The 20,350-nt window shown below is 60.9% G+C and carries 18 protein-coding genes; 5 read left to right on the top strand and 13 right to left on the bottom strand.

Annotated elements, in window-relative coordinates; translation table 11 throughout:
* Positions 1 to 213: 213 nt before the first annotated feature.
* Positions 214 to 1,410 carry a coiled-coil domain-containing protein gene (locus QNJ86_RS06610; protein WP_283831817.1) on the bottom strand — a complete coding sequence of 399 codons (1,197 nt, stop codon included), beginning with the start codon at positions 1,408 to 1,410 and terminating at the stop codon, positions 214 to 216.
* A 153-nt stretch (positions 1,411 to 1,563) separates the two neighbouring features.
* On the bottom strand, positions 1,564 to 2,721 hold the full coding sequence (locus tag QNJ86_RS06605; protein ID WP_283831816.1) for a serine hydrolase: 1,158 nt from the start codon (positions 2,719 to 2,721) through the stop codon (positions 1,564 to 1,566).
* Between the two features lie 820 nt (positions 2,722 to 3,541).
* Here QNJ86_RS06605 and QNJ86_RS06600 point away from each other — a divergent pair.
* The 3 genes from QNJ86_RS06600 (at position 3,542) to QNJ86_RS06590 (ending at position 5,665) form a co-directional block, all read left to right on the top strand.
* Positions 3,542 to 4,468: a SpoVA/SpoVAEb family sporulation membrane protein gene (locus tag QNJ86_RS06600; RefSeq protein WP_283831815.1), complete on the top strand. Its 927-nt coding sequence runs from the start codon at positions 3,542 to 3,544 to the stop codon at positions 4,466 to 4,468.
* A 58-nt stretch (positions 4,469 to 4,526) separates the two neighbouring features.
* Complete coding sequence (locus QNJ86_RS06595; protein ID WP_283831814.1) at positions 4,527 to 4,838, top strand: hypothetical protein; 312 nt, start codon at positions 4,527 to 4,529, stop codon at positions 4,836 to 4,838.
* Positions 4,839 to 5,023: 185 nt separating this feature from the next.
* Positions 5,024 to 5,665: a LemA family protein gene (locus QNJ86_RS06590; protein ID WP_283831813.1), complete on the top strand. Its 642-nt coding sequence runs from the start codon at positions 5,024 to 5,026 to the stop codon at positions 5,663 to 5,665.
* On the opposite strand, the gene rimI is transcribed toward QNJ86_RS06590, so the two are convergent.
* The gene (rimI, locus tag QNJ86_RS06585; protein ID WP_283831812.1) at positions 5,662 to 7,020 is read right to left on the bottom strand and encodes a ribosomal protein S18-alanine N-acetyltransferase; all 1,359 of its coding nucleotides are present in this window, start codon (positions 7,018 to 7,020) and stop codon (positions 5,662 to 5,664) included. The genes QNJ86_RS06590 and rimI overlap by 4 nt on opposite strands.
* Positions 6,968 to 8,284 (bottom strand): MFS transporter, encoded by a 1,317-nt coding sequence (locus QNJ86_RS06580; protein ID WP_283831811.1) that lies wholly within the window; start codon positions 8,282 to 8,284, stop codon positions 6,968 to 6,970. Before QNJ86_RS06580 ends, rimI begins: the two co-directional genes overlap by 53 nt.
* Before the next feature lie 239 nt (positions 8,285 to 8,523).
* On the opposite strand from QNJ86_RS06580, the gene QNJ86_RS06575 reads away from it, so the two are divergent.
* Together QNJ86_RS06575 and QNJ86_RS06570 are read left to right on the top strand one after the other, a co-directional pair.
* On the top strand, positions 8,524 to 9,831 hold the full coding sequence (locus QNJ86_RS06575; RefSeq protein ID WP_283831810.1) for an MFS transporter: 1,308 nt from the start codon (positions 8,524 to 8,526) through the stop codon (positions 9,829 to 9,831).
* A gap of 122 nt (positions 9,832 to 9,953) precedes the next feature.
* The gene (locus QNJ86_RS06570; RefSeq protein WP_283831809.1) at positions 9,954 to 10,283 is read left to right on the top strand and encodes a hypothetical protein; all 330 of its coding nucleotides are present in this window, start codon (positions 9,954 to 9,956) and stop codon (positions 10,281 to 10,283) included.
* 14 nt (positions 10,284 to 10,297) lie between these two features.
* On the opposite strand, the gene QNJ86_RS06565 is transcribed toward QNJ86_RS06570, so the two are convergent.
* The 9 genes from QNJ86_RS06565 to QNJ86_RS06525 all read right to left on the bottom strand — a co-directional run bounded on the left by QNJ86_RS06565 (position 10,298) and on the right by QNJ86_RS06525 (position 19,564).
* Positions 10,298 to 11,050: a class I SAM-dependent methyltransferase gene (locus QNJ86_RS06565; RefSeq protein WP_283831808.1), complete on the bottom strand. Its 753-nt coding sequence runs from the start codon at positions 11,048 to 11,050 to the stop codon at positions 10,298 to 10,300.
* A 110-nt stretch (positions 11,051 to 11,160) separates the two neighbouring features.
* Positions 11,161 to 11,418 (bottom strand): hypothetical protein, encoded by a 258-nt coding sequence (locus QNJ86_RS06560; RefSeq protein WP_283831807.1) that lies wholly within the window; start codon positions 11,416 to 11,418, stop codon positions 11,161 to 11,163.
* Positions 11,419 to 11,561: 143 nt separating this feature from the next.
* A complete protein-coding gene (locus tag QNJ86_RS06555; protein WP_283831806.1) occupies positions 11,562 to 13,013 on the bottom strand; it encodes an MFS transporter in 1,452 nt (483 codons plus the stop codon).
* A gap of 278 nt (positions 13,014 to 13,291) precedes the next feature.
* The gene (locus QNJ86_RS06550; protein ID WP_283831805.1) at positions 13,292 to 13,522 is read right to left on the bottom strand and encodes a zinc finger Ran-binding domain-containing protein; all 231 of its coding nucleotides are present in this window, start codon (positions 13,520 to 13,522) and stop codon (positions 13,292 to 13,294) included.
* Positions 13,523 to 13,546: 24 nt separating this feature from the next.
* Positions 13,547 to 13,900, bottom strand: coding sequence for a 4Fe-4S dicluster domain-containing protein (locus QNJ86_RS06545; protein ID WP_283831804.1), 354 nt, complete (start codon positions 13,898 to 13,900; stop codon positions 13,547 to 13,549).
* A complete protein-coding gene (locus QNJ86_RS06540; RefSeq protein ID WP_283831803.1) occupies positions 13,875 to 16,238 on the bottom strand; it encodes a molybdopterin-dependent oxidoreductase in 2,364 nt (787 codons plus the stop codon). Before QNJ86_RS06540 ends, QNJ86_RS06545 begins: the two co-directional genes overlap by 26 nt.
* Positions 16,239 to 16,478: 240 nt before the next feature.
* Positions 16,479 to 16,718 (bottom strand): hypothetical protein, encoded by a 240-nt coding sequence (locus tag QNJ86_RS06535; RefSeq protein WP_283831802.1) that lies wholly within the window; start codon positions 16,716 to 16,718, stop codon positions 16,479 to 16,481.
* A gap of 279 nt (positions 16,719 to 16,997) precedes the next feature.
* Positions 16,998 to 17,720 carry a trigger factor gene (locus QNJ86_RS06530; RefSeq protein ID WP_283831801.1) on the bottom strand — a complete coding sequence of 241 codons (723 nt, stop codon included), beginning with the start codon at positions 17,718 to 17,720 and terminating at the stop codon, positions 16,998 to 17,000.
* Positions 17,721 to 17,803: 83 nt separating this feature from the next.
* On the bottom strand, positions 17,804 to 19,564 hold the full coding sequence (locus QNJ86_RS06525; protein WP_283831800.1) for a response regulator transcription factor: 1,761 nt from the start codon (positions 19,562 to 19,564) through the stop codon (positions 17,804 to 17,806).
* Positions 19,565 to 20,350 lie beyond the last annotated feature (786 nt).

The raw sequence follows: 20,350 nt of genomic DNA, 5'->3' as shown, positions 1-20,350 counted from the left end.
TGCACTAGAAGCCGCACCCCTGTGCAGCTATCCCATCAATGCTAGCATCAGGGGAAACACGAGCGCAGTGGAAGACGATGATCCAACGGATGGTTGAAGGGAAGCGAGAAGGGGAAGCGGAAGTAAAAGGGGCAACAAATGGAAGACGCCGAGCGCGAACCTCAGGCCAGCGCACGTTCGTACACCCGCGCCGCACGCCCGCGCGAGCACCACCTACAGGAAACGGTAACTCACCGTACGTAAGCCCCAGTCCTGGCACGACGTGGCGCCGAAAGCTTTCCACACGCCCGGCTGCAAGTCGAGCGAACGAGCTCCGTTCTCCATGCCACCACAGTCATTCACCACAGCAAATACCGTTTGTCCGCCGTACGATATTTCCACCGTGCGACCATAGTACTGCCAGTAGCGATCCCACGACGTGGGCACTGCCACACCCATCGACCAGTCGTCACATACCGCACCGGTTGCCGTGGTGCCTGGGTTCGGCGTGTAGGGGTCGGTTGCTCCGCCGTACGCCGATGCCACGCCCGAGAGCCACCCCACCGTGTCACCCGGCGTGGGCGTAGGCACGTCAGGCTCAGGCGCCGGCGCCGGTGGTGCAGGATCGGGGTTGGGCTGCACCTCAGCATCAGGGCCCACCACATCGGGGCGATCCACCGTGTCCGCGCCATCAACAATAACCGGCCCACCCGACTCGCCGGAATTCGCCAGTTCGTCGGCCTTGCGCTTCAGTTCCTCCAGGCGCGCGGCGTAATCATCCCGCGCATCGGACAGAGCCTCCGTGGCGCTTGCCACCACGCGTTCGGCCTCGGTTTTCTTCTGTTCCAGGGTGCGCAACTTCTCGTCCTGGGCGTCCTTCTGCTCGTCCAGTTCCAGAATGAGTGCGTCGAAGTTATCGGAGCGTTCCTTTTGCTCGGACACATCTTCGGCCTGGCGACGCATGATGGCATCAAGATACCCCATGTTGCGTACAAGGTCGTTGAAGTCGGTGGATTGCAGGAGCAGCGTAAGCATCGACTGCGCGGAGCCGCCATTGAGGTATTCCTGCACCGCCGTTTTGCCCAGCGCTTCGCGGCCTTCAATAAGCGCCTGCTGCGCTTCGAGCGCTTGGGCCGCCATCTCGCTGATGCGCGCTTGCAGCTCGTCAGATTCACGCTTGATGGCTTCGTACTGGGCGGTGAGTGCGGTCATGCGCGCTTCGGCGGATTCCAGCGCCAGCTGCGCGTCGTCGAGCGCCTGTTCGGCATCCGCCGTTTCATCGGCAAAAGCCTGGGCGGGCTTTTCCGCTGGCTCCAGAACCGGGAATCCGGACAGCGCCATCACGCACGCAAGCGCCGTCGCCACCACAACGTGGGCGGGCGCGCGGCGCGTGGACGAGCAGGGCCTGCACTGTCGATGAGCTTTTTGCATGGCGACCATGGTAAAGAACCAGCGGCACCTCTGGCGAAACGACCGCGGAATCTCCACGAATTGCCTGATAATCGGCCTTGCCTCACCGGCGAAGTGAGGGTTTTGCCTTGGTGTCACAGTCATACGGGCACGGGCCTTCGTGGGGACGGAGCGCTAGCCAACCAACAGGCGCTCGCGCGCTTGGTCGAGCCCTTTCACCAAATCGACAATCAGATGCTCGTTGTCGGTGAAGAATTCGTCGTCGTAATCGGCGTTGGACATGATGGCCACCAGGTAATCGCCCGTTTCGGTGCGCACGATGCCGGCATCGTTGAGCGAGCCCATGTCGTACCACGGCGTGTCAATTTCGTAGCCCGCCTTCGCCAACACCGCGTGCTTGTCGCCGAGCGCTTTGCGAATAAACGACGTGCTTGTCTGCGACAGCATGTCTTCGCACAGGCCGGAACAGCCCTGGCCGCCGCGCAGGTATTCGCCTACCACCAGCCAGAGTTTCGCCAGGTCGCGCGGCGTGTAGTTCGGGTACCACTCGCCCACCCACTGCGAGGCATCCACACCAGCCGCGCCGGCCCACGCTTCAAAACCCTCGCCGTATTCGTCGCGCAACAGCGCGTAGCCGGTGTTGTCGGAATGGACGATGGTGTTGTACATGACTGCGCGCACGTCGTAGGTGTCCTCGTCGTCGGTGGCCATGACGCCGGTGCCATCCATGATGACGTCTTCGTACACGACGTCGTCGAGCGAAGCGCGCCCGGCGTCCACCACGTTTTGCGCGACGTAGGTCACGAACGGCGCCTTGATAGTGCTGGCCGAGAAGCACGAGACGTCGGCGTTGTAGGCAAGCCCACGCTCGGTGGCGAAGTCGTACACCACAAAGCCCACGTCGTTGCCTGCCTCGCGAAACGCTGCGAGCGCGGCCACCGCGTCGTGCGCCTCGGCGGGGTCGATGGCGCGCCTGGCACCCGTCGCGTCGAACAGGCTGATGTTGGTGGTATTGGGAATGGTATCGAATGCCGAGCGAGCCACTTCCACTTTTTGGAGCGTAGAGGTTTCTGCGGGCGCGATTTCGCCGCCCTCGGCGCTTGCGGTGTTGGCGCTGGAAAGCGGTGCCGCCTCGGCATCGGTTGGGCCGCCGAGGCTTTCAAGAGGAACTTCGGGAACCTCCGGATTGACCGCGTTTACGGTGAGAGCCCACGCCGCGCCCGCGAACGCAGCCAGGCAGCAGACGCACAGGGCAGATACCTTCGCCCACGTGGGCAGATGCCTCAGCTTGCGCTTCAGCCGCCGCACCGTTGTCCTCGCGTCCTGCTCCACGTTGCCTCTCTTTATGCTCTAGGCGCTCACTTGCGCGAACCCCCCGCCCGCACCACTCGTGAACCCCTATTGTGGCAAATCATCCCACCAGGGGGTGGCGGTAACGAAATATCAACATATTTGAACGGCAAGTGGCGCCCCCTTGTCACCCCGGCGGACACCACAAGGTACCCCCCCCCTTGTCATCCTGAGCGGAGCGCCGAAGGCGCGTAGTCGAAGGATCCCGAGCGGCGTCAGCAGGGAGTCTTACGGTTGGCACCGCACGGGATCCTTCGGCTACGGCGGCTTTGCCGCCTCCGCTCAGGATGACAAAGGGGGGCGTCTTTCGGTGCTTCAGGTCTGGTGCATTAGGTGCTTTCTCCTTAGGTGCTTCCTGTACTTGAGGATGACACTTTTTTTGATAGAGGTGCTTGCCAAGTAGTAGATGAGGTCTTATAATTGAGGAGGTCTGAAACACAGGAGCCGGGAGCATCGCTTCCGGCTCTCCTGCTTTCTGGGCGCCCTCTTCCGCATCGCCCTCCCCACCGCCTTCCCCCACACTCCAACCACGCGCCTGCCCCCTCGCCACACCCTCTTCCCCACGCTCCTACCGCTGCCTTCGCGCCACTCCCGCCCCCTCCCCTCCCCTCCCCCTTCCTTCCCACTCCCCACGCGCTCGCGCGCCCCGCACGCACGATTCATCCCCCCGTGCGGACAAAAATCAACAAGGCCTAGTACGCGCGGGTCGATAGGGGCCCTCCCGCGGCCGGTACAATGGCCTCATCTTGCGCTTTCGCGCACGTCAATCACGAAACTTCGAGCAATCAGAGGGGATGAATCGATGAAAGCCTACAAGACGGTTATCTACAGCTTCTTCATCGGCGGCCTGTTTGCGCTCATTGCGCAGGCTCTCGTTACGGTGTGGACCCAGGTGCTCACCGGCACGCCTATGCAGTTTTTCATCGGCGGATCAACGCTCATCAGCATGGGCGTGATCGGCTGCATTCTGGGCGGCTTCGGCGTGTATCAGCTGGTGGAGAAATGGGGTACGTTCGGCGCGCTGCTGCCGTTCTCCGGCTTCGCCATGGCTGTGGGTATGAAGATGGTGGGCCCCTGGACGAAGAATAACGCCACAACGGGCAAGGCCGTGTGGCAGGGCCTGTGGCTGGTGATCTGGTTCAACGTGGTAGCTGCTTCCATCAGCATTCTGTTTGGCTACGTGTGCGGCGTGATGAACATCGAGCCCGCGCTCGTGGTGGAGAAGAACACCACCGCGCTCGTATTCCCGCTGGCGTTTTTGGTGGGTGGCCTTCTGTGCGCGCTGTTCCAGGTGGTGTATCTGGTAGTGAAAAGCATCACGCCGAAGTGCAAGCCTGTGTGGATTCTGCTGACGGCTTGGTTCTGCGGTGCCATCTTCGCACCGCTGGGCGTGTCGGGCGCGCTGGCGAACTTCGCGGGACAGGGTTTCAGCGTGATGATTCCCGTCGGCGGTTATAACATGTACAACGTGGGTGTGTCGTTCGCAATGGGCGAGTTCGGCGAGGGGCTGCTGCACCTCGGGTCGTTCCTTTTGGCCGTGGCGGGACTCTTCTTCACGGGCTTGGCAACGTTCCTCATTTACAATGCGAAGTTCGGGCGCACAAACATTGGCGAGGTGCACCGCGCCAAGGCACAGGGGCTCATCGACGAGCTTGACGGCGCAAAGGCTCCGGCGGCCGCTGCGCCACGTGCGGCTGCGGCAACCGAAGAGGCACCGGCCGTAAGCTAGCCCACCGCGACAGGTATAAGACCTATTCTCAGAGGGTAGGTTCAGGGGAAGGAGACGCATGGGCAGGAACAAAAAGGGTGGTGCCGCCAAGGCACGTGCCGAGATCGAGCGCCTGCAGGCGTGTCGGCGCAAGGACCTCATCAAGATTCTGGCCGCGCTGGCGCTGATGATGCTCATCATTCTGGCCAAAACGACGCTGGAGTACAACGGCACTATTGAGATGGGCAACATGGTACTGAACGGCGCCATGTGGCTGACCGCGTTTGTGCTGGCCATCTTCGCCGGCTCAGCTGGTGTCGACATGGCGAAGTGCGGCCGCGGCATCGAAGAAGCTCGTAAACGAGCCGGCCTCGACAAGAACGGCCGCTAACCGCGGACCAACAAAGTCTACGCGACAGCGTATTGCAGAAGCGCCGCCCCCTCCGGACGGCGCTTCTGCGTTTACGTGCCACGGAAGATTTTGCCCAGAACCATACTACCCGTGGGAGGGAACGCCGCGCGCCCCTTCCTATAATGGCCGCGATACGAAAGCCATCGTCACCCCAAGGAGGAGCCATGATGATTCTTGTCCCCCTTGCGTTCCTCATTGCAGGAACCGCTGTGGTTATGATCCTTCTCTACCGCAACCTCGTACGCTTGGACGGAGAAGCGAGCGAAGCGTGGCGGCTCACCCAGACCGAGCGGCTCGCGCGCATCACAGCCGCCACTCATCTTGCTGACACCCTCACCGCCACCGGCCTGTTGGACGAACAGGCTGCCAATCAGGCGGAACGCGCCCTTGCCGCATGCCAGGCAGCTGACGGCCCGGAACAAGCCTCTTTTGCCGACACCGCCCTTGCCGAGGTGTTTCACCGCTACGAGGAAGCGACCGCAAATGCAACGTCTTCGCCTTCGCTCGCCACGCGTGCTGCCCTCGACGAGTTGCGCGTTGCCGACGAACACCTGGCCTTCCAAGCCGCGCTCTACAACAATAAAGCGACGCTCTACAACAACGCTGGCGTCACCTTCCCCGCCCTGCTCATGGCCCGGTGGGCGCATTTCGAGCCGCGCACCACGTACCGCCCGCCAAGCGAGGCGCGCGCCGATGCCGACCGCGAATCGCTGGCTGAGAAGTCGCCCCACATCATGAACGCCTACATGCTGTGGGCTGTTGGCATGTCCGACACTACAATGGAAAGCACCGAAGAGTCCTCCTAGTCCTCCAGGCCCTTGTCAGCGCCAAGCGGAAGCGCCATAAGCACCGCGTCTTCAGGCGGATCGTCGTAGAAGTTCGCACGGCGCGCCACTTCCTGAAAGCCCAGTCGCTCGTAAAACGCCCGCGCGCCAGCGTTTGATTCGCGCACCTCAAGCGTGAGTACGTCCGCGCCTTCCTTGCGCGCACGTCGCGCCGCCTGCTCCACAAGGATGCGCCCCACCCCGGCCCCGCGGCGCGCCGGGTCAACGGCGACGCGCACTATGGCTGCTCCCTCCGGCGTGCTCCACCACCCAAGATAACCCGCCACCTGGCCTTCCACCACCGCTACGCTATAGCGCGCGCAGGGGTTGTGCCGCACGTCCAGCCCAAATGCCAGCGGCGTCCACGCGTCGCGAAACGATGCCACCTCAATACCCATCACGGCACCCAGGTCGTCCTCCGTAAGCGGCCGCACGACCACACCACCATCAGACCCGGTCGCATCACAAGCGGCAGGCACCGCAGCAACCCCCTCCCCAAACACGGGCCCCGCATACATCCACGGCTCTTCCCCTAGCGCAGGCTTCTGGCCAATAACCACAAACGACTGACTGGAAAAGTAGTAGTCCTCCTGCGCAAACAGCGCTTCCCACGCATCCACCAGCGCGTGAATCTCATCCGCCACCACCTCGCTAACACAGGGTGGCACCACACGGCGAAAGTACACGCAGCGCTCGAACAGCGCGTGCCGCTCATCGGGCGTTTTACCCGCCGTATCAACAGCGAAGGTACGCACGCGCACGTTCTCAAAACCCGCCCGCCGCATGAGCGTATAACACTTCCGGCCGTTGGAGCGATCGGTATGCGCCGTGTGTGGCGTATTCGGCAACACGTGGCGCTCGTATAGCGCGAAGAGTCGGCACATCACGTCATCGGGGTCGGGATACGACACCTTCACCCCGTCGTCGATGGTTTTCACCACCACAAACCCACCCGGCGCAAGCAGCCGATACGCCTTCGCCAGCGCAGCCTGCGGATCGGCCACATGCTGCAGCACGTGCGAGAAGTACACAAGATCAAACCGCTCACCCTCCGCCGGTTCGTAATCCTTGAACGCGCAACACTGGAAGGCGAATCGCGCATCATCGGTGCGCGCCACCGCTTCGGCAACAGCCGCCGCGTCGGGGTCGATACCCACCACGCGCTCAATGCCCGCATACGGCGCAAACTTGAGCACCGTGTTAAACCCATCGAAGCATCCCACATCTAACACGCGCACGCCGGCGCGCCCGGCCAGATTCACGGCCTCAAACGCCGCGTAATCCTCACGCGCGGTCCGGTACGCCTGCTTCGTGATCTGCGCTTTTCCCCACGGCATGACCTTCCCCTTCCCCCGCTACATCACCAAGCGCTGCCGCACCCGTCGCCCCGTACTTCATCCGCAGCCGCCCGTTCGCCGGCTTACATAGCGCCCCGCACACAAGTGACATCAGCGCAAACGCAGGCACAAGCACAAAGAACGCCTCGTAGCCGCCCGTCCATTCGAAAAGCGCGGCCGCCACCAGTGGAAACACCAGGTTGAACGGTGCCAGCACCACAGCACTGATGCCGGTATTCATAGCCAGGTCGCGCTGGCCGAACGTCGTGCGCATATACGAGGTGTTTATGGCGGCATACATGCCGTACAAAAGCCCCTGGATCAGCAGAAACGACGCGAACAGCCACGGTATCTCGAACCAGTACGCCACGGCCATCCCCACCGACACCGCCAACGCCAGCGCCGGCAGCACCACCAGCGTGCGGTTCTGCCCAATGCGGTCATACAGAATGCCGCCGAGCGGCCGCCCGAACCCGTTACCCAGCCCAAGCACGCCCACCGCCGCCGTGGCAAACGCGATGGACGACCCAATGCCCGTCATCATGACGGATGCTTCGGCAATCACGGCGCCGCCCGCTCCCATCACCACGCTGCGCCAGATACAGAACAGCCAAAACGAAGGCTCGCGTACGGTCTTTGAGCCGGGCAGGCTCACACCCACCGCGTCGCGCTTCGGCTTGAGGGCAGCCACCTCTGGCGGCGGCTGTTGGATGAAGTTGATGGCCACCAGCGCTTCCACCAGCGCAAGCGTCGCAATAACCACGAACGCCAGCCGCCAACCCAGCGGGGAGTAAATAAGCGCCGAGGCAAGCGAGCCCAGCACGAGCGCACCCATACCAAACCCCATCACCAGCACGCCCGACGCGAACCCCACCTTGTCGCCAAACCAGGCAAGTGTGTTCGTCGTCCACACGGTATAGCTCATGCCCGATCCCAGCCCGCAGCACACGCCATAGAACACGTAGAGCTGCCACAGCTGTGTAATGAACTGGCACGAAAACAGCCCCACCACAATCAGCGACGTGGAAGCCACAAAACACGCGCGAAGCGAGAACCGCTTCGACAGCGGCCCAATAGACAGCATGCCAAACGACAGCCCAATCATGGCGACGGAAAACACGAGCGACGTTTGGCTGCGCGTCCAGCCAAACTCGGCTTCAAGCGGCGGGATGAAGATGGACCAGGCGTAGATGGTGCCGAACATGAGCATGGTAAGGATGCCGCACACAAGAATGGCGTAGCGGTTCTTCCGTATGTCAGCCATGCGGCTCGCCTCCGCTTCCTGCGCGGGCCCGCCGCCGGCCGCTCGCGCGCCTGATCTGTTGGTGCTGCAAACCTAGCACGGAGGGCCGCGCAAATCCTACCGTAAGGAGTATGAAAACGGGGGCATCTAGTACGCACGACTATAAGCGCCCGCGCGCGCGAAGGGCACAATGAATAGTGTCGCACGGCGCGCCCGCGCTGTTTGGGCGCGCATTTTAACCGCTGAAAGAGAGGGGATTTATGCCTGACCTTACCATTGGCCAGATCAAGAGCAAGCGCATGCTCTACCTGGCCTTATCCACGCTCACCCTGCTGTTCTTGGGGCTGATCTACGCGTTTTCAATGTTCGCGGCTCCCATCTGCACCACGTTTGGCCTGGAGAAAAGCGCCGTGGGCCTCACGTTCAACATCATGATGATCACGTTCTGCATTGGCGCGGTCATTGGCTCGCAGATCGAGCGCAAAATTGGCGTACGCAACACGCTGTTTGTGGCCGCGGTCATGTTCTTCTGCGGCTTCGCGGGTACGGGCCTCTTCGGCAACGGCAGCATTGCTGTGGTGTATGGCTGCTACGGTGTGCTCGGCGGCCTCGGCGTGGGCATTGGTTACAACTCCGTCATTGCCACCACGAACATCTGGTTCCCCGACAAGGTGGGCTTCTCGTCGGGCGTACTCATGATGGGCTTTGGCCTGGGCTCGCTCATCCTGGGCACCCTGTCGGTGAACCTGGCGCCGTCCGTGGGGCTCGGCACCGTGTTCACGGCCATCGGCGTGGTAACCGCGCTCGTGGTAGTTGTGCTCGCCTGCACGCTGCGCCGCCCGCCCGAGAACATCGTGGCGCTTATGGCGCCTGAAAAGGCCACGTCGTCGGGCTACGACCCGGGCGACCAGGACGCGCCGCTCAAAACGGGCACGTTCTACGTGTACTGGATTTGGGCCATCATCGTTATTGCCATCGGCTTGGCCACCATCGGCAACTGCGCCTCCGACGCCCAGCTCGTGGGCCTCGACGCCGCCTTCGCCACGCTGCTCGTGGGCTTGGTGTCCACGTGCAACGGCCTCGCGCGCGTGGTCATTGGCCTTATCTACGACAAGACGAACGTGAAGGTGACCATGCTGGTGGACGGCCTCATCGCCGTGGCTGCCTGCGCCTGCATCATCGGCGCACTTACCACAGGCGTGTCGGCCCTCTACGTGGTGGGCGCGTTCTGCTGTGGCTTCTGCTACGGCGGCGTGCCGGTAGTGGCCTCGGCGTTCGCCCGCCAGCGCTTCGGCGCGAAGAACTACCCGCTCAACCTGTCGCTTGCGAACTTCGCCATCGTGTTCGGCTCCATCCTGAACATCATCGTGCAGGGTGCCGTGGGCGGCGCCGACAACCGCCTGGCCGTGTTCATGGTCATGGGCGTGCTGTCCCTCGTGGCCGCGCTCGACGTGCTGCCGTTCTCGAAGAAGTGGAACAGCGATTTGAAGATGCTCGAAAGCCGCAAGGCGCAGGCTTCCAGCGCTTCATCCGCGCAGGCCGGCGATACCGCAACGGCCGCGTCGTAAGTTTCACGCTATAAGCTGCGGAGCCCTGCATGCACCGCGCAGGGCTCCGCCCGAGAAGGAAGCTTCACACCGCTTCTTTCTCGGGCGGACAAACCCGCGCACCAACGGATCAGGGGGAAACCATGTCGAGGAATCGCAACGAACGGCGCACGAAGGCCTTCGAAGACATCGAGCGGCTGAAGGCAAGTCGTCGCAAGGACATCATTAAATGTGCGGCATCTCTTGCCGCCATACTTATCGTGCTTTCCGTGAAAATGTACCTGGAAACAAGTGGCCTGGTAGAAGTGGGGAATTTGGCCATTGGTGCCGTGGTTATGATCTCAGCCGTAGGCCTTGCCATCTTCGCGGGCACCGCAAGCACCGATTTTACGCGGTGTGGACGCGAAATAGAGGGCATCCGCGCGCGGGCTGGCATCTCAAAAGCCGACCTCAAGAGCCGCACGCAGCGCTAAAACCCTCAGCCCTTTTAACGCGCGCGCTTGCGCGCGACGAAGCGTAGGGTGCGTCGGTCGGCCAGCCACACGCCGCGCTCGCTATCCCACAGGTCGCACTCGCACGCCTGCTCAAAATCCTCCAGCAGACGTTCGCGGTCGGACGGGCGGTACAGCGCCAGGCTTTTTGCGAAGTACGTGCAGGCCCACTGCCGCAAGCCATCGCGCCCACCCGGCAGTGGTGCGCGGTACTGCTGCACCTCCATCGACGCCACGTCAAAGCCCATGATGCCCAGCAAGCGCCGGTAAGATTCCTCGCGCGGCAGGCAGAACTGGCAGGAGTAATCGCCGCTGTGTGCGCGCAGCGCCTGGGCGTACCCCTCTTGAATGCGCGCCACATCCCCCTCGGCACCCATCTGGACCACCAGAGCGCCGCCCGCTTTCAGCGCATGAGCCACACTGGTCAACACTCCCACCTGATCGGGCGTCCAGCTGAAGGCACCCTCCGAAAACACCACGTCAAACTCATTTTCAAACGGCAACGAACACGCGTCAGCCACCTGCACGTCACAACCAGGATGCGCAGCACGGGCGCGCTCCACCGCCTCGGCGGAAGTATCAACACCCACCACCTCACCAAGCGCCGCAAGCGCTTCCAGGTGTTCGCCGTCTCCGCAACCCACCTCCAAAAGGCGGACACACCCAGCAACGCAGGGCATCTCCGCAACAACCTGCCGCAGAAGATCCACGAGACCTCCCCCAGCCTCGCCCGCAACGCCCCTGTCCATAGCCCCTCCTTTTTCGCATTCTCACTGATGCGATAGACCGGCGTTGCAACTCCTCTGCAACGCCGGTCTATCGCTCACGTCTTCCTTTGTCCCACGCCCGTACCGCAGCGCTAGCGTATGCCCGACCCGGTTACTCCGTTGCCGGTTAGCTCGGTGGCCAGCACAAAGGCAACCAGAAGCAGCGCCAACACCGCCCAGCCAATGATCTTCGCCGTCTTGGTGGACACCGGCCCAATGCGGTCGCTGCGCGGATCGTTCTCCTCCGTGAACGCCACCGCGCGCACTTCCTTGGTAAACCGCGTGCGACACTTCGTGCAGTGGTCCTCCGCTTGCGACGTTTTCCCACAGAAAGGGCAGATCACAGCCATGGCGCGCCTCCTTGGAACACAAACAGGGAACAAGGATCCCCGCGCGTCGCGCGCCCGGGGATCCTCCTTATTGCATTGCAGCCCCGCGGGGTGCCTCAACCGAAGCACCCCACGCGCGGGCCACAACTCGTCGAACTAAAACCTTAGGCCTTGCTACCAGCCACGTCGTCGGACGCAACCCCGGAGCTCGGCTGAGCAGTATCGTGCGCTTCATCGGCGATATCGTCGATGTTCATACCCTTGGCACCCTTGGGCAGCAGGAAGCCGGCCAGGAAGCCAAATGCCATAGGAGCAGCAAGCAAGGCAATGAGCGGGGAGAATGCCCAACCCGCAGCCTTCAAACCACCCAAGATGATGGGTGACAAAATACCGGCCGACTTGCCCAGCGCAACGATGGTGGCCACGCCAGAGTTGCGGAACTCGGTCGGATAGGACTCGGACATCATCGGCTGAGCAGCGGTGATGGCGTAGTTCAGAGCAAAGCCCATGAACACGAACGCAATGAGGTACGGCCAGAAGCTTGTCTCGGCAGGCAGTTTCACAACCTGCGAAACAATGAGGCACGCAACCACGGACAGGCCGTAGCCAAAGATGAGGTTGCGCTTGCGGCCCATAGCCTCGGAAACGAAACCAGTCGTGCAGTTCGCCACAACCGAAGCGGCGTTCTGTGCCATAGCCAGCATGTAGGACGCGGTCACCGCGCCGCCCGTGGCCTCAAGCATGAGGGCCGGCAGCCAGGCGTTCACGCCGTAAATGCTGAAGTTGCCCGCGAAGTAAATAACCACGAGCGCAATGGTGGTCTTGAGGTACTTACCCTTCCATACCTCAGCCGGGCTCGACTTCGCAGCAACCGGCGGCACGAGGATGTTCTCGGGAGCCAGCACGTAGGGGCTCGGCTTCCCCGCACGCTTGTGAATGCGCTCAAGCGTGCTTACGGCCAAGTCAAGCTTGCCATGCACGGCAGCCCAGTGAGCCGACTCGGGCGTGAACTTCCCGAAGATGAACGCGTAAATCACCGGCAGCGCGCCAATGGCGTAGCACCAGTGCCACGTGGCAATCTGAACCATAACCGTGCCCACCAGCGCGGCCACAACCCAGCCCACAATCATCCACGCCATACCAAACGTGATGAAGAACGAGCGCTGCTTCGTGGGAGTGAACTCCGTGAACAGCGTGGTAACGATAGGCGTGCACACACCCAGGAACAGGCCGGCCAGCACGCGGAACACCGCGAAGACCTCGTAGGTCGGCGCAAAGATGCACGGGATGGTAAGCAAGCCGTACATAAACGTGCCAATGGTGAGAATCTTGCGGCGGCCAAACTTATCGGACAGCGGGCCAGCAGCAAACGAGCCCACCACAATGCCAATAGTCGACCACGACGAGAGCGCACCCTTCAGCGCATCGTTGCCCGTGGGGCCGAAGAACTCTTGCATAATCTGAGTGTTGGTGTAGGAAATGATCATGTAGTCATACCCATCAAACATCATCGCCAAGCCGACGAGGAAGAAGATGGAAATGGTGAACTTGCTCACTCCAAATGAATCGATGTACTGGGAAATGGTGAATTTCCCAGACTTGGTAGCTGCACTCATAAATCCGCTCCTTGCGACGTTTCGCCACAGCTCACAGGCGAGGTGGCGAAAACTGATAAGCGTTTAACCTGATCGAGGCAGATGCCGAACGGCTGAAATACTACCTGTGCTTTCAAGCTCGGCGAGGCGAATGCGCAGCTCAACAAATCAGTGCGACTCGTTTCGCCCTGCTTGTACTTCCCCTTTGCGAATGCGCTTGGCACTGTGCCGAACAGGTGACGGATAGATGATGAGGGGGTCCCCATCCCGCGGGACAAAGACCCCCTCACCTGTTGGAACTACTCTTCTCCGAGGACTTTCTCCACGGCTTTCTTGTCCTGATTCAGGCGCTCTGCGTCCGAGATCGGCTTAAAGGTAGCCCCCTCGATCGCCTCATCGACGACCTTGTCAGCACCACACTTCTTGCACACCACGGCGTCGGCCGCGTTGAACGTGTTGCAAGAGGGGCACTTCCACAGAATCTTCCCCAATGGAGGCGGACGGAATCCGCCTTTCTCCTGACGAGCCATAGCTCTACCTCCTTCGTTCCAACATTACTTCGTGAAAAGCACCATATTGGGCTTCTCAGCCGCCTTTTGGGCCAGCTCGGCAATCGGTCCGTAGTACATGATGCCGGCCTGGCAGTGATGCACGCAGCTGGGCAGACGACCCTCGGCCGTGCGCTCGGCGCACAGGTCGCACAGATCAGTCGGCAGCGGAAGGAACGTCCACTCCCAGTCGCCCTTAGTGTTCTTGACGGGGCCGTACTCCAGCGTCTTGATGCCATACTGCCCAATCGGAAGATCGTGCACCTTCTTGCACGCAACCTCGCAGGTGTGGCAGCCCGTGCAGAACTCGTAGTCGATCAAAAGACCGTACTCGTTAGCCTTCGAAACGGGTGTAGTCATAGCCACCGAAACCCCCTTCCCTGGTTACAATTTCGCTCGGAGAGCAGTCGTTCTCGGGCGTCACCTTGTAGCACTTGCACAGGGTGCACTTGTACGGAGCGCCATAGTGCGTCGGGCCGTACACGCCCATCGTGGTAAGGTTGTTGCCATTGCAATCGAACACGCCGTACAGGTTCGGCTCGGCCGCCTCCTGCTCGGGGAACCACCAGCCGTGACGGGCACGGACGAGGTTCGGCATGAGGCCCGGAGCAATGTGAGCCTGCTGCTTGCACTTGCCACGCTTGTTCTCGAACCACACCCAGTCGCCTTCTTTGATTCCCTGCTCTTCGGCAATCTCGGGCGAGATGTCGGCGATAGCCGTCGGGTGCACTTCGCGCATGGTCGGCAGCTGACGATGCTCGGAGTGGAACAGGCCAATGTGACGATGGCCCGACGTGTAGATGTACGGATACTCCTTGTACAGCTCCGGCGTGCGGTACGGGCTCTCGTACGGCTCCATGTGGTGCGGCAGCGGATCGAAGCCCCACACATCGAACAGCGGCGAATAGATCTCGTACATACCGGTAGCGGTCACGAAGCCGGGCTGGCCGTCTTCACGCAGCAGGCCCTTCTCGTACTTCTTGTACGTCTCGTTGAAGTCCCACCAGTCGTACACTTTGTGGGTGAGGTCCTCGAACGTGTAGTCGACGCCGTTGCCGTCGTCCTGGATCATCCACGTCAGGAAGTCACGCACGGTCTCGAACTGGTTGAAGAAGTCCGGGTTGAAGCGCTTGCCCAGATAGAACACCAGCTCTTCGTCCATCATGCACTCGTAGTAGCGGTCGGCTGCCGCGGTCAGCGTACGCAGCGGCTGCCACCAGGAGCGGAAGGAGTCGCGCTCGACGGACATGGCCACGGGAAGCACCAGGTCAGCGAACGCCACAGCCGTCGGAGTCAGGTAGTAGTCAACGACAACCGTGTAGGGGACGTTCTTCCACGCGCGATACACGCGAGGAGCGTCGCCAGCCATGTTGGCGATGGGGTTCGTACCATGCACCCAGAGCATCTGCACCGGGTACGGCACGCCCGTCTCCATTGCCTCAAGCAGCAGATCAGGCGGAATGAACGGCGTGTAGCCAGCCTTATGGATGGGCGACTGAGCCGTACCGATACGGCGGTCAAGCATCTCCTGGGAGATGAACTCAAGGCCGCAGCCGTACTTCTTGGAGCTGTTGTACGCGTAGCGAACGAGCACGTTGCCACCGGGCGAATCGAGGTTGCCCGTGATAGCCACCATGTCAGAGATAGCCGCGGAAGCTTCCATAGCGGAAATCTGCATGTCGATGGCGAGGCCCCACTGGATGCCAGCCGGCTTAGCCTTGGCATACATGCGAGCAGCATCGATGATGTCCTGCTCCTCGAGCCAGCAGATCTCAGCGACCTTGTCCGTCGGGTACTCCTGGACGCGGGCCGTCAGCTCGTCGAAACCGTAGCACCAGTTCTCCACGAAGTCGTGGTCATACAGGTCTTCGTTGATGATGACGTTCAGCATGCCAAGCGCCAGCGCGCAGTCGGTGCCAGGACGCACCTGCAGCCAAATGTCAGCCTTCGACGCGAGCCAGGTGAGGGCCGGGTCGATGACGATGAACTTGGTGCCCATGCGCATGAGGTCCACCAGCCAGTGGCCCACAAAACCGTCGCCGTTGGAAGCGAGCGGCTCGTTGCCCCACACCACAACTACCTCGGGCTTAACCCAGTCGGCGTTGTCGTAGCGGTCGGGGTGCAGCTGAGAAGCGTCAAGAATCCAGCAATCGCCTTCTTTGAGGAGGTTGGCGGTCATACGCGGCTGGTAGCAGGAGTCGGCCGACAGGAAGCCGAACGACATGTTCGGGGAGCCGAACACGGCACGCAGGCACATAGCGCCGTGCCACATGGCGTTACGACCCGTACCGGACAGAGCAACAATGCCCTCAGGTCCAATACCGTTGTAGTCGTCGTGGATGGTCTTGCAGATCTTCTTGTAGGTTTCTTCCAACCAGTCGAAGGCCTCGGACCAGGTGATACGCTTCCACTTGTTCTCGCCCTTTTCGCCATCGCGGAGGAGAGGCCACTTCAGACGATCATTGTTGTAGATGTTCTCCACCATGTTCAGGCAGCGCAGGCACAAGCGTCCCTGGTTGTACCCGAAGTTGGGGTCGCCCTCGATCTTTTCGAGCTTGCCGTCCTTGACGTACGTGAGTACGCCGCAGCCGTTGTGACACCCAGGTCCGGTCCAGACCGAGGTGCGGGTCACTTCATAACCATCCTCGTACCAACGCCAGTCTGTTTTGTACAGATCTTGGTTGATTTCGTTGATCATGAAAAGCCCCCCTTTCATAAAGAGATACCAATACGAAGAACTCTTATTCTTCCGAAGCTTTGAATCGCACAACCCACCGAAGCGGCCTCCTCAAACGCGCTTCGGCGTGCTCCGCGCCCGCTCGGTCTCCTCTTCCGATGCGAGTGCTCAAAGCTTCCAAAAGACCAGCAGAACCCTTGCGCGACATCTGCGCGTAGACGCGCTCGGTCGTGATGCCGCAGGGTGGCCGTCCGAACGCGCTTAGGCGGTCGGAGGCTTCGGCGCGCCCGGCGCCTTCGGAGCGCTCGGGGCAGCAGGAGCGCCCGGAGCTTTGGGAGCGCCCGGAACCGGAGCGCCAGCGTCGGCGCCCGTACCAGCGACGTCCGAAGCCGGAAGCTCGGCGCCGCACTTCTTGCACTTTTCGTTCTCAGGCGGGTTGAAGGTGCCGCACTCGGGGCACTTCTTCATCATTTCATCGAACGATGGCGGTCTGAAGCACATGTCGTGTTTCCTCCTCTTCTCGGTGAACCTTGTTAGACAACTATTCGGGTGCAAATACAGGGGGTGCATTCACAAGGCGTAAGCTACCATGCGCCGTTTTGCCGGCTGTACCGAGGCGGGTATGAAAACGGGTGATCTAGTACTTGCGGCATAGGGATATGAGTGCTTTAGTTTCGTTGGTTCACCTGGGAAAACAAGGAAGTACGCGGAAAGGCCCTGAAACGCGCGAAGGCCCGCGTGTGCGGGCCTTCGAAGCACAGGAAATGGTGGCCTGAGGGGTTACGAAGCGGGTTCTATCTCCACTTCGGCGGCTTCCACCAGACGGCGCATTGCCTTTACGCGCGCAGCGGCATGGCGCGCCTCTTCAACCTTGCCGTTCTTTTCAAGTTCAGCCGCAAATTCGGCCGGGTCGTCGCAGGCAAGGTACTCGTGCAACTCCGATTTCGGCACGTCGATGTTTGTGGCTTCAATAAGCTTGTCCAAACCGGCGTTGAGTTTCAGCTGGAAGGCAACGTCGTCGCGCAGTTTCTGCTCGTATTCTTCCTCGGTCATGCGCTCTTCGCGCAGGTACTGCGCCTTCGTCATGCCGAACGAGGCCAGGCGCTGGTCGTACTGAGCACGAGAAGCCTCAACGTTTTTGTCGAGCACCTCATCGGAGATGTCGGCTTCAACGCGGGCCACCAGGGCGTCGGTGCAGCGCTGGAATTTCAGGGCATTCCAGTCACGCAGATAGTGTTTATCCAGGTCACGCTTAATGGCATCGCGCAACTCGGCCATGGTGTTCATGCCATCGAACATGCTGCGCACCCATTCATCGTCCAAATCGGCAATGCAGGTAATGTGCGAGTCTTTATCGGCCGAGGCCACGTATTCGAACAGTTGGGCATCCACGTCATCGTCCTTCGCGTGCGGCAAAGACGGCATGGTCAAACGCACGCGCTCGTAAGACGACAGCGTGACGGAATCCAGATCGAGTTCGGGCGCGGTTGCAGATTGTTGCATGGGCAGTGCTCCTTCGGTTTTGGCGGGGCCACAGCCCCGATGGATGGTTCGGCGGTTTCGCACAGCGAAGCGCCGCAGCGGGATCAGTCCCCGCCCTTTTCGTGTGATTTACTGTCCTGCTCGCGGAAGGTCTCTATCAAGCTGAGCATTTCCTGCGACGAATGCACCCCGAGTTTGTGATAGATGTTCGCGATATGGGTCTTGGCGGTATGCAGCGAGATGATGAGCGTTTTTTGCACATACTCGGCATTGCGACCCTTCGCAATGAGGAAGAATATTTCCGTCTCGCGCGGCGAGAGTTTATACAGTTCAGCCATGGAACGACACGTGCGTCGCCAGGGAGTTTCAGAGCGCTTGACCGCGTCGTCCTGCTTGGCCGCAGACGCGCCTTGGGTGGTGCTCCCTTTGCGTCGCGTTGCAGGGGTAGCGGTAGTTGAAGGCTTGCCTGGCGGTGCACAAACAGGAGCCACACCAGCTTCTTCTTTCTGCGTCGTCTCGGTAGCAGGGGTGCGAACTGAGCTGTCATCAGGCGCTGCAGATAACGTTGGCTCTGCCACCTTTTGCTTCGCAGCCTCTGCATCCACGTCTTGCGCGGGGCTGGGTTCCACTATCCCCACCCCTTCGCCCGCCGACACACCAGCGAGCACAGCCTGCGGCTGTTCCCGTTCACGAAACGGCGTGAGCACCGTGGCCACCAGCATGACAATGGAAACGCCACACAGCGAATACAACATGAGCGACGCATCTAAACCGGACAGCTCCGACACTGCGAATTTGCCAACTACCAGGCCTAACGACAGGCTCATATACACCAGCACACGCCCGCCGTCCACCAGCAAAAGCGACCCGGGCTTGAGCTTGCGCGCAAGCCCGACGCCGAGAATCATCCCGCTAAAGTCGAACAGGTTGAAACCCGCGAGGATAACAATTTCTGAGGCAATGAGAAAGCCCCCCCCCCCCCCGGGAAATGCGAGTCCTACCACTCCCAACACGAAAAAGAGGAGCGAAAACCGGTGGATCGTATCAATATCCGCGTTGGTGTCGGGCGCCTCGGGAATAAAAAAGATGATAATGCCCGCTACCACAACGCCCAAAAGCACAAACGCGCTTCCCGCCATCAACAACGCCACACCGCTCACGGAGAAGCTGCCCTGCAGCATACCGAACACAAACGCGTACACCGCGGTAGGCAAAAGCGTCTTCAGCGAATGGCGCGCTACGGCGCGACGGGACGGGCGTTCCACCACCGAGGGCACTTCTCGCGGCTTGAGCGAGCGCCAGTTTGCAATAAGCGACACGGTGGCCACGCCGGGTAGACACAACGCCACAATAGAATCGAGCGGGGACACCAGGCTGCACGCAAGAAACGCCAGGACTCCTCCCGCTATCATGTCAACCGCAAACGACCGGAACAGATGGCCAGCCGCCGCCTCCATGTAGTAGTGTAGCCACAAGAACATGAGAAATGCTTCGGAGAACCCCAGCGGGACAACGGCCGCCAGAAGGAGTTGCTCGCTCGCGCCCACGAGCGCCGTCGATAACGCCGTAGAGGCGGTAGCCAGCACTCCCACCGCAGCTATGAGCCATACCGAGGGTGTGGTTTTGTTGCGTTTGAGAAAGAACCGACCAAATATCACGAGTACCGCGAATGAGGCTGCCAGTGTGAGATAGAGAACAAGCTGTCGCTCGGTGAAAAACGTGATCGACGATTCAATGGAGCCCACAAACAGCGGCGAAAATAAAACGAGATAGTGCCAGCCTAATACAACCTTGAACCCTACCATGGTCAACGTCTTAACGCCCGATGCGTTCCCCGTCCCGGGCTTCGGTGCTGGTACCGTCATGCAGCTCGCTCCCTTCCCCCTGATGAAACCGGAGCAGACGCTTCGTCCATCGCTTCTGAACTCTACCCTCTTTCACCCGGAGGTCCCTATGCCCCGAGTACTAGAAGACTCGAATTCATACCCCGATGGGTACGCTTGGCGCACGCTCCCGTGTTAGGTTGATCGACATTGGCCCGCGCGCGGACTAAGTCGAAAGTATGACAGTATAGGGTATTTTAAGCGTTCCTTGAACCACCCAGTAAAGGAGGCACCATGCCCGGAGGATGTTGGGTGTGCAATCCGCTCTGCGGCAAATGTCAGCCGGCACCCAAAAAAGCAGGACGCTGTCCCGCGTGTGGCACCTGCACGATATTCGACCGCACTGAGGTATCGGCAGATGGGCCCCTGTTGTGCAAGAAATGTGGGGCAGATCTCACGGATGCCGTGCGACCTCAGCCCCTTCGCTGCAACTACAGCGGGCTCCTGTGCGCCTACCCCTGTGGCAAAGGCACAAGCGCCCACCCCGCCCACGGCTTCCAAGTATGCAAGCGCAACACCCCACCCTCGGAAGAATGGGTAGCGCAGCATCCCACTGCTTGAGCGCACTCCCCCGCTTCACGAAAGTGTGACGCGCTTACGCGCTAACGAATGCGCCAAGAGAGGGCTACCCTCCCTGCCACTATGACGAGGGCATACTACGTAAATAAATATAACTTGTTTGGTAAACTTAGTAGTCCAGCTATAAAGAGTCAATAGGTAATTCGGGGTTTTTCTCGTTTGTTTTGGCTGCTTTTGATGACTGGATGG

The sequence above is a fragment of the Gordonibacter faecis genome, assembly GCF_030077735.1.
Classification (GTDB): domain Bacteria; phylum Actinomycetota; class Coriobacteriia; order Coriobacteriales; family Eggerthellaceae; genus Gordonibacter; species Gordonibacter faecis.
This window is presented reverse-complemented; position numbering and strand designations above follow the sequence as displayed.

What these genes read in the sequence shown, in the direction of transcription:
- QNJ86_RS06575 (WP_283831810.1), top strand. Translation starts at nt 8,524, where the DNA reads ATGCCTGACCTTACCATTGGCCAGATCAAGAGCAAGCGCATGCTCTAC.
- QNJ86_RS06530 (WP_283831801.1), bottom strand. Translation starts at nt 17,720, where the DNA reads ATGCAACAATCTGCAACCGCGCCCGAACTCGATCTGGATTCCGTCACG.
- rimI (WP_283831812.1), bottom strand. Translation starts at nt 7,020, where the DNA reads ATGCCGTGGGGAAAAGCGCAGATCACGAAGCAGGCGTACCGGACCGCG.
- QNJ86_RS06610 (WP_283831817.1), bottom strand. Translation starts at nt 1,410, where the DNA reads ATGCAAAAAGCTCATCGACAGTGCAGGCCCTGCTCGTCCACGCGCCGC.
- QNJ86_RS06590 (WP_283831813.1), top strand. Translation starts at nt 5,024, where the DNA reads ATGATGATTCTTGTCCCCCTTGCGTTCCTCATTGCAGGAACCGCTGTG.
- QNJ86_RS06555 (WP_283831806.1), bottom strand. Translation starts at nt 13,013, where the DNA reads ATGAGTGCAGCTACCAAGTCTGGGAAATTCACCATTTCCCAGTACATC.
- QNJ86_RS06550 (WP_283831805.1), bottom strand. Translation starts at nt 13,522, where the DNA reads ATGGCTCGTCAGGAGAAAGGCGGATTCCGTCCGCCTCCATTGGGGAAG.
- QNJ86_RS06600 (WP_283831815.1), top strand. Translation starts at nt 3,542, where the DNA reads ATGAAAGCCTACAAGACGGTTATCTACAGCTTCTTCATCGGCGGCCTG.
- QNJ86_RS06565 (WP_283831808.1), bottom strand. Translation starts at nt 11,050, where the DNA reads ATGGACAGGGGCGTTGCGGGCGAGGCTGGGGGAGGTCTCGTGGATCTT.
- QNJ86_RS06525 (WP_283831800.1), bottom strand. Translation starts at nt 19,564, where the DNA reads ATGACGGTACCAGCACCGAAGCCCGGGACGGGGAACGCATCGGGCGTT.
- QNJ86_RS06535 (WP_283831802.1), bottom strand. Translation starts at nt 16,718, where the DNA reads ATGTGCTTCAGACCGCCATCGTTCGATGAAATGATGAAGAAGTGCCCC.
- QNJ86_RS06595 (WP_283831814.1), top strand. Translation starts at nt 4,527, where the DNA reads ATGGGCAGGAACAAAAAGGGTGGTGCCGCCAAGGCACGTGCCGAGATC.
- QNJ86_RS06570 (WP_283831809.1), top strand. Translation starts at nt 9,954, where the DNA reads ATGTCGAGGAATCGCAACGAACGGCGCACGAAGGCCTTCGAAGACATC.
- QNJ86_RS06540 (WP_283831803.1), bottom strand. Translation starts at nt 16,238, where the DNA reads ATGATCAACGAAATCAACCAAGATCTGTACAAAACAGACTGGCGTTGG.
- QNJ86_RS06545 (WP_283831804.1), bottom strand. Translation starts at nt 13,900, where the DNA reads ATGACTACACCCGTTTCGAAGGCTAACGAGTACGGTCTTTTGATCGAC.
- QNJ86_RS06560 (WP_283831807.1), bottom strand. Translation starts at nt 11,418, where the DNA reads ATGGCTGTGATCTGCCCTTTCTGTGGGAAAACGTCGCAAGCGGAGGAC.
- QNJ86_RS06580 (WP_283831811.1), bottom strand. Translation starts at nt 8,284, where the DNA reads ATGGCTGACATACGGAAGAACCGCTACGCCATTCTTGTGTGCGGCATC.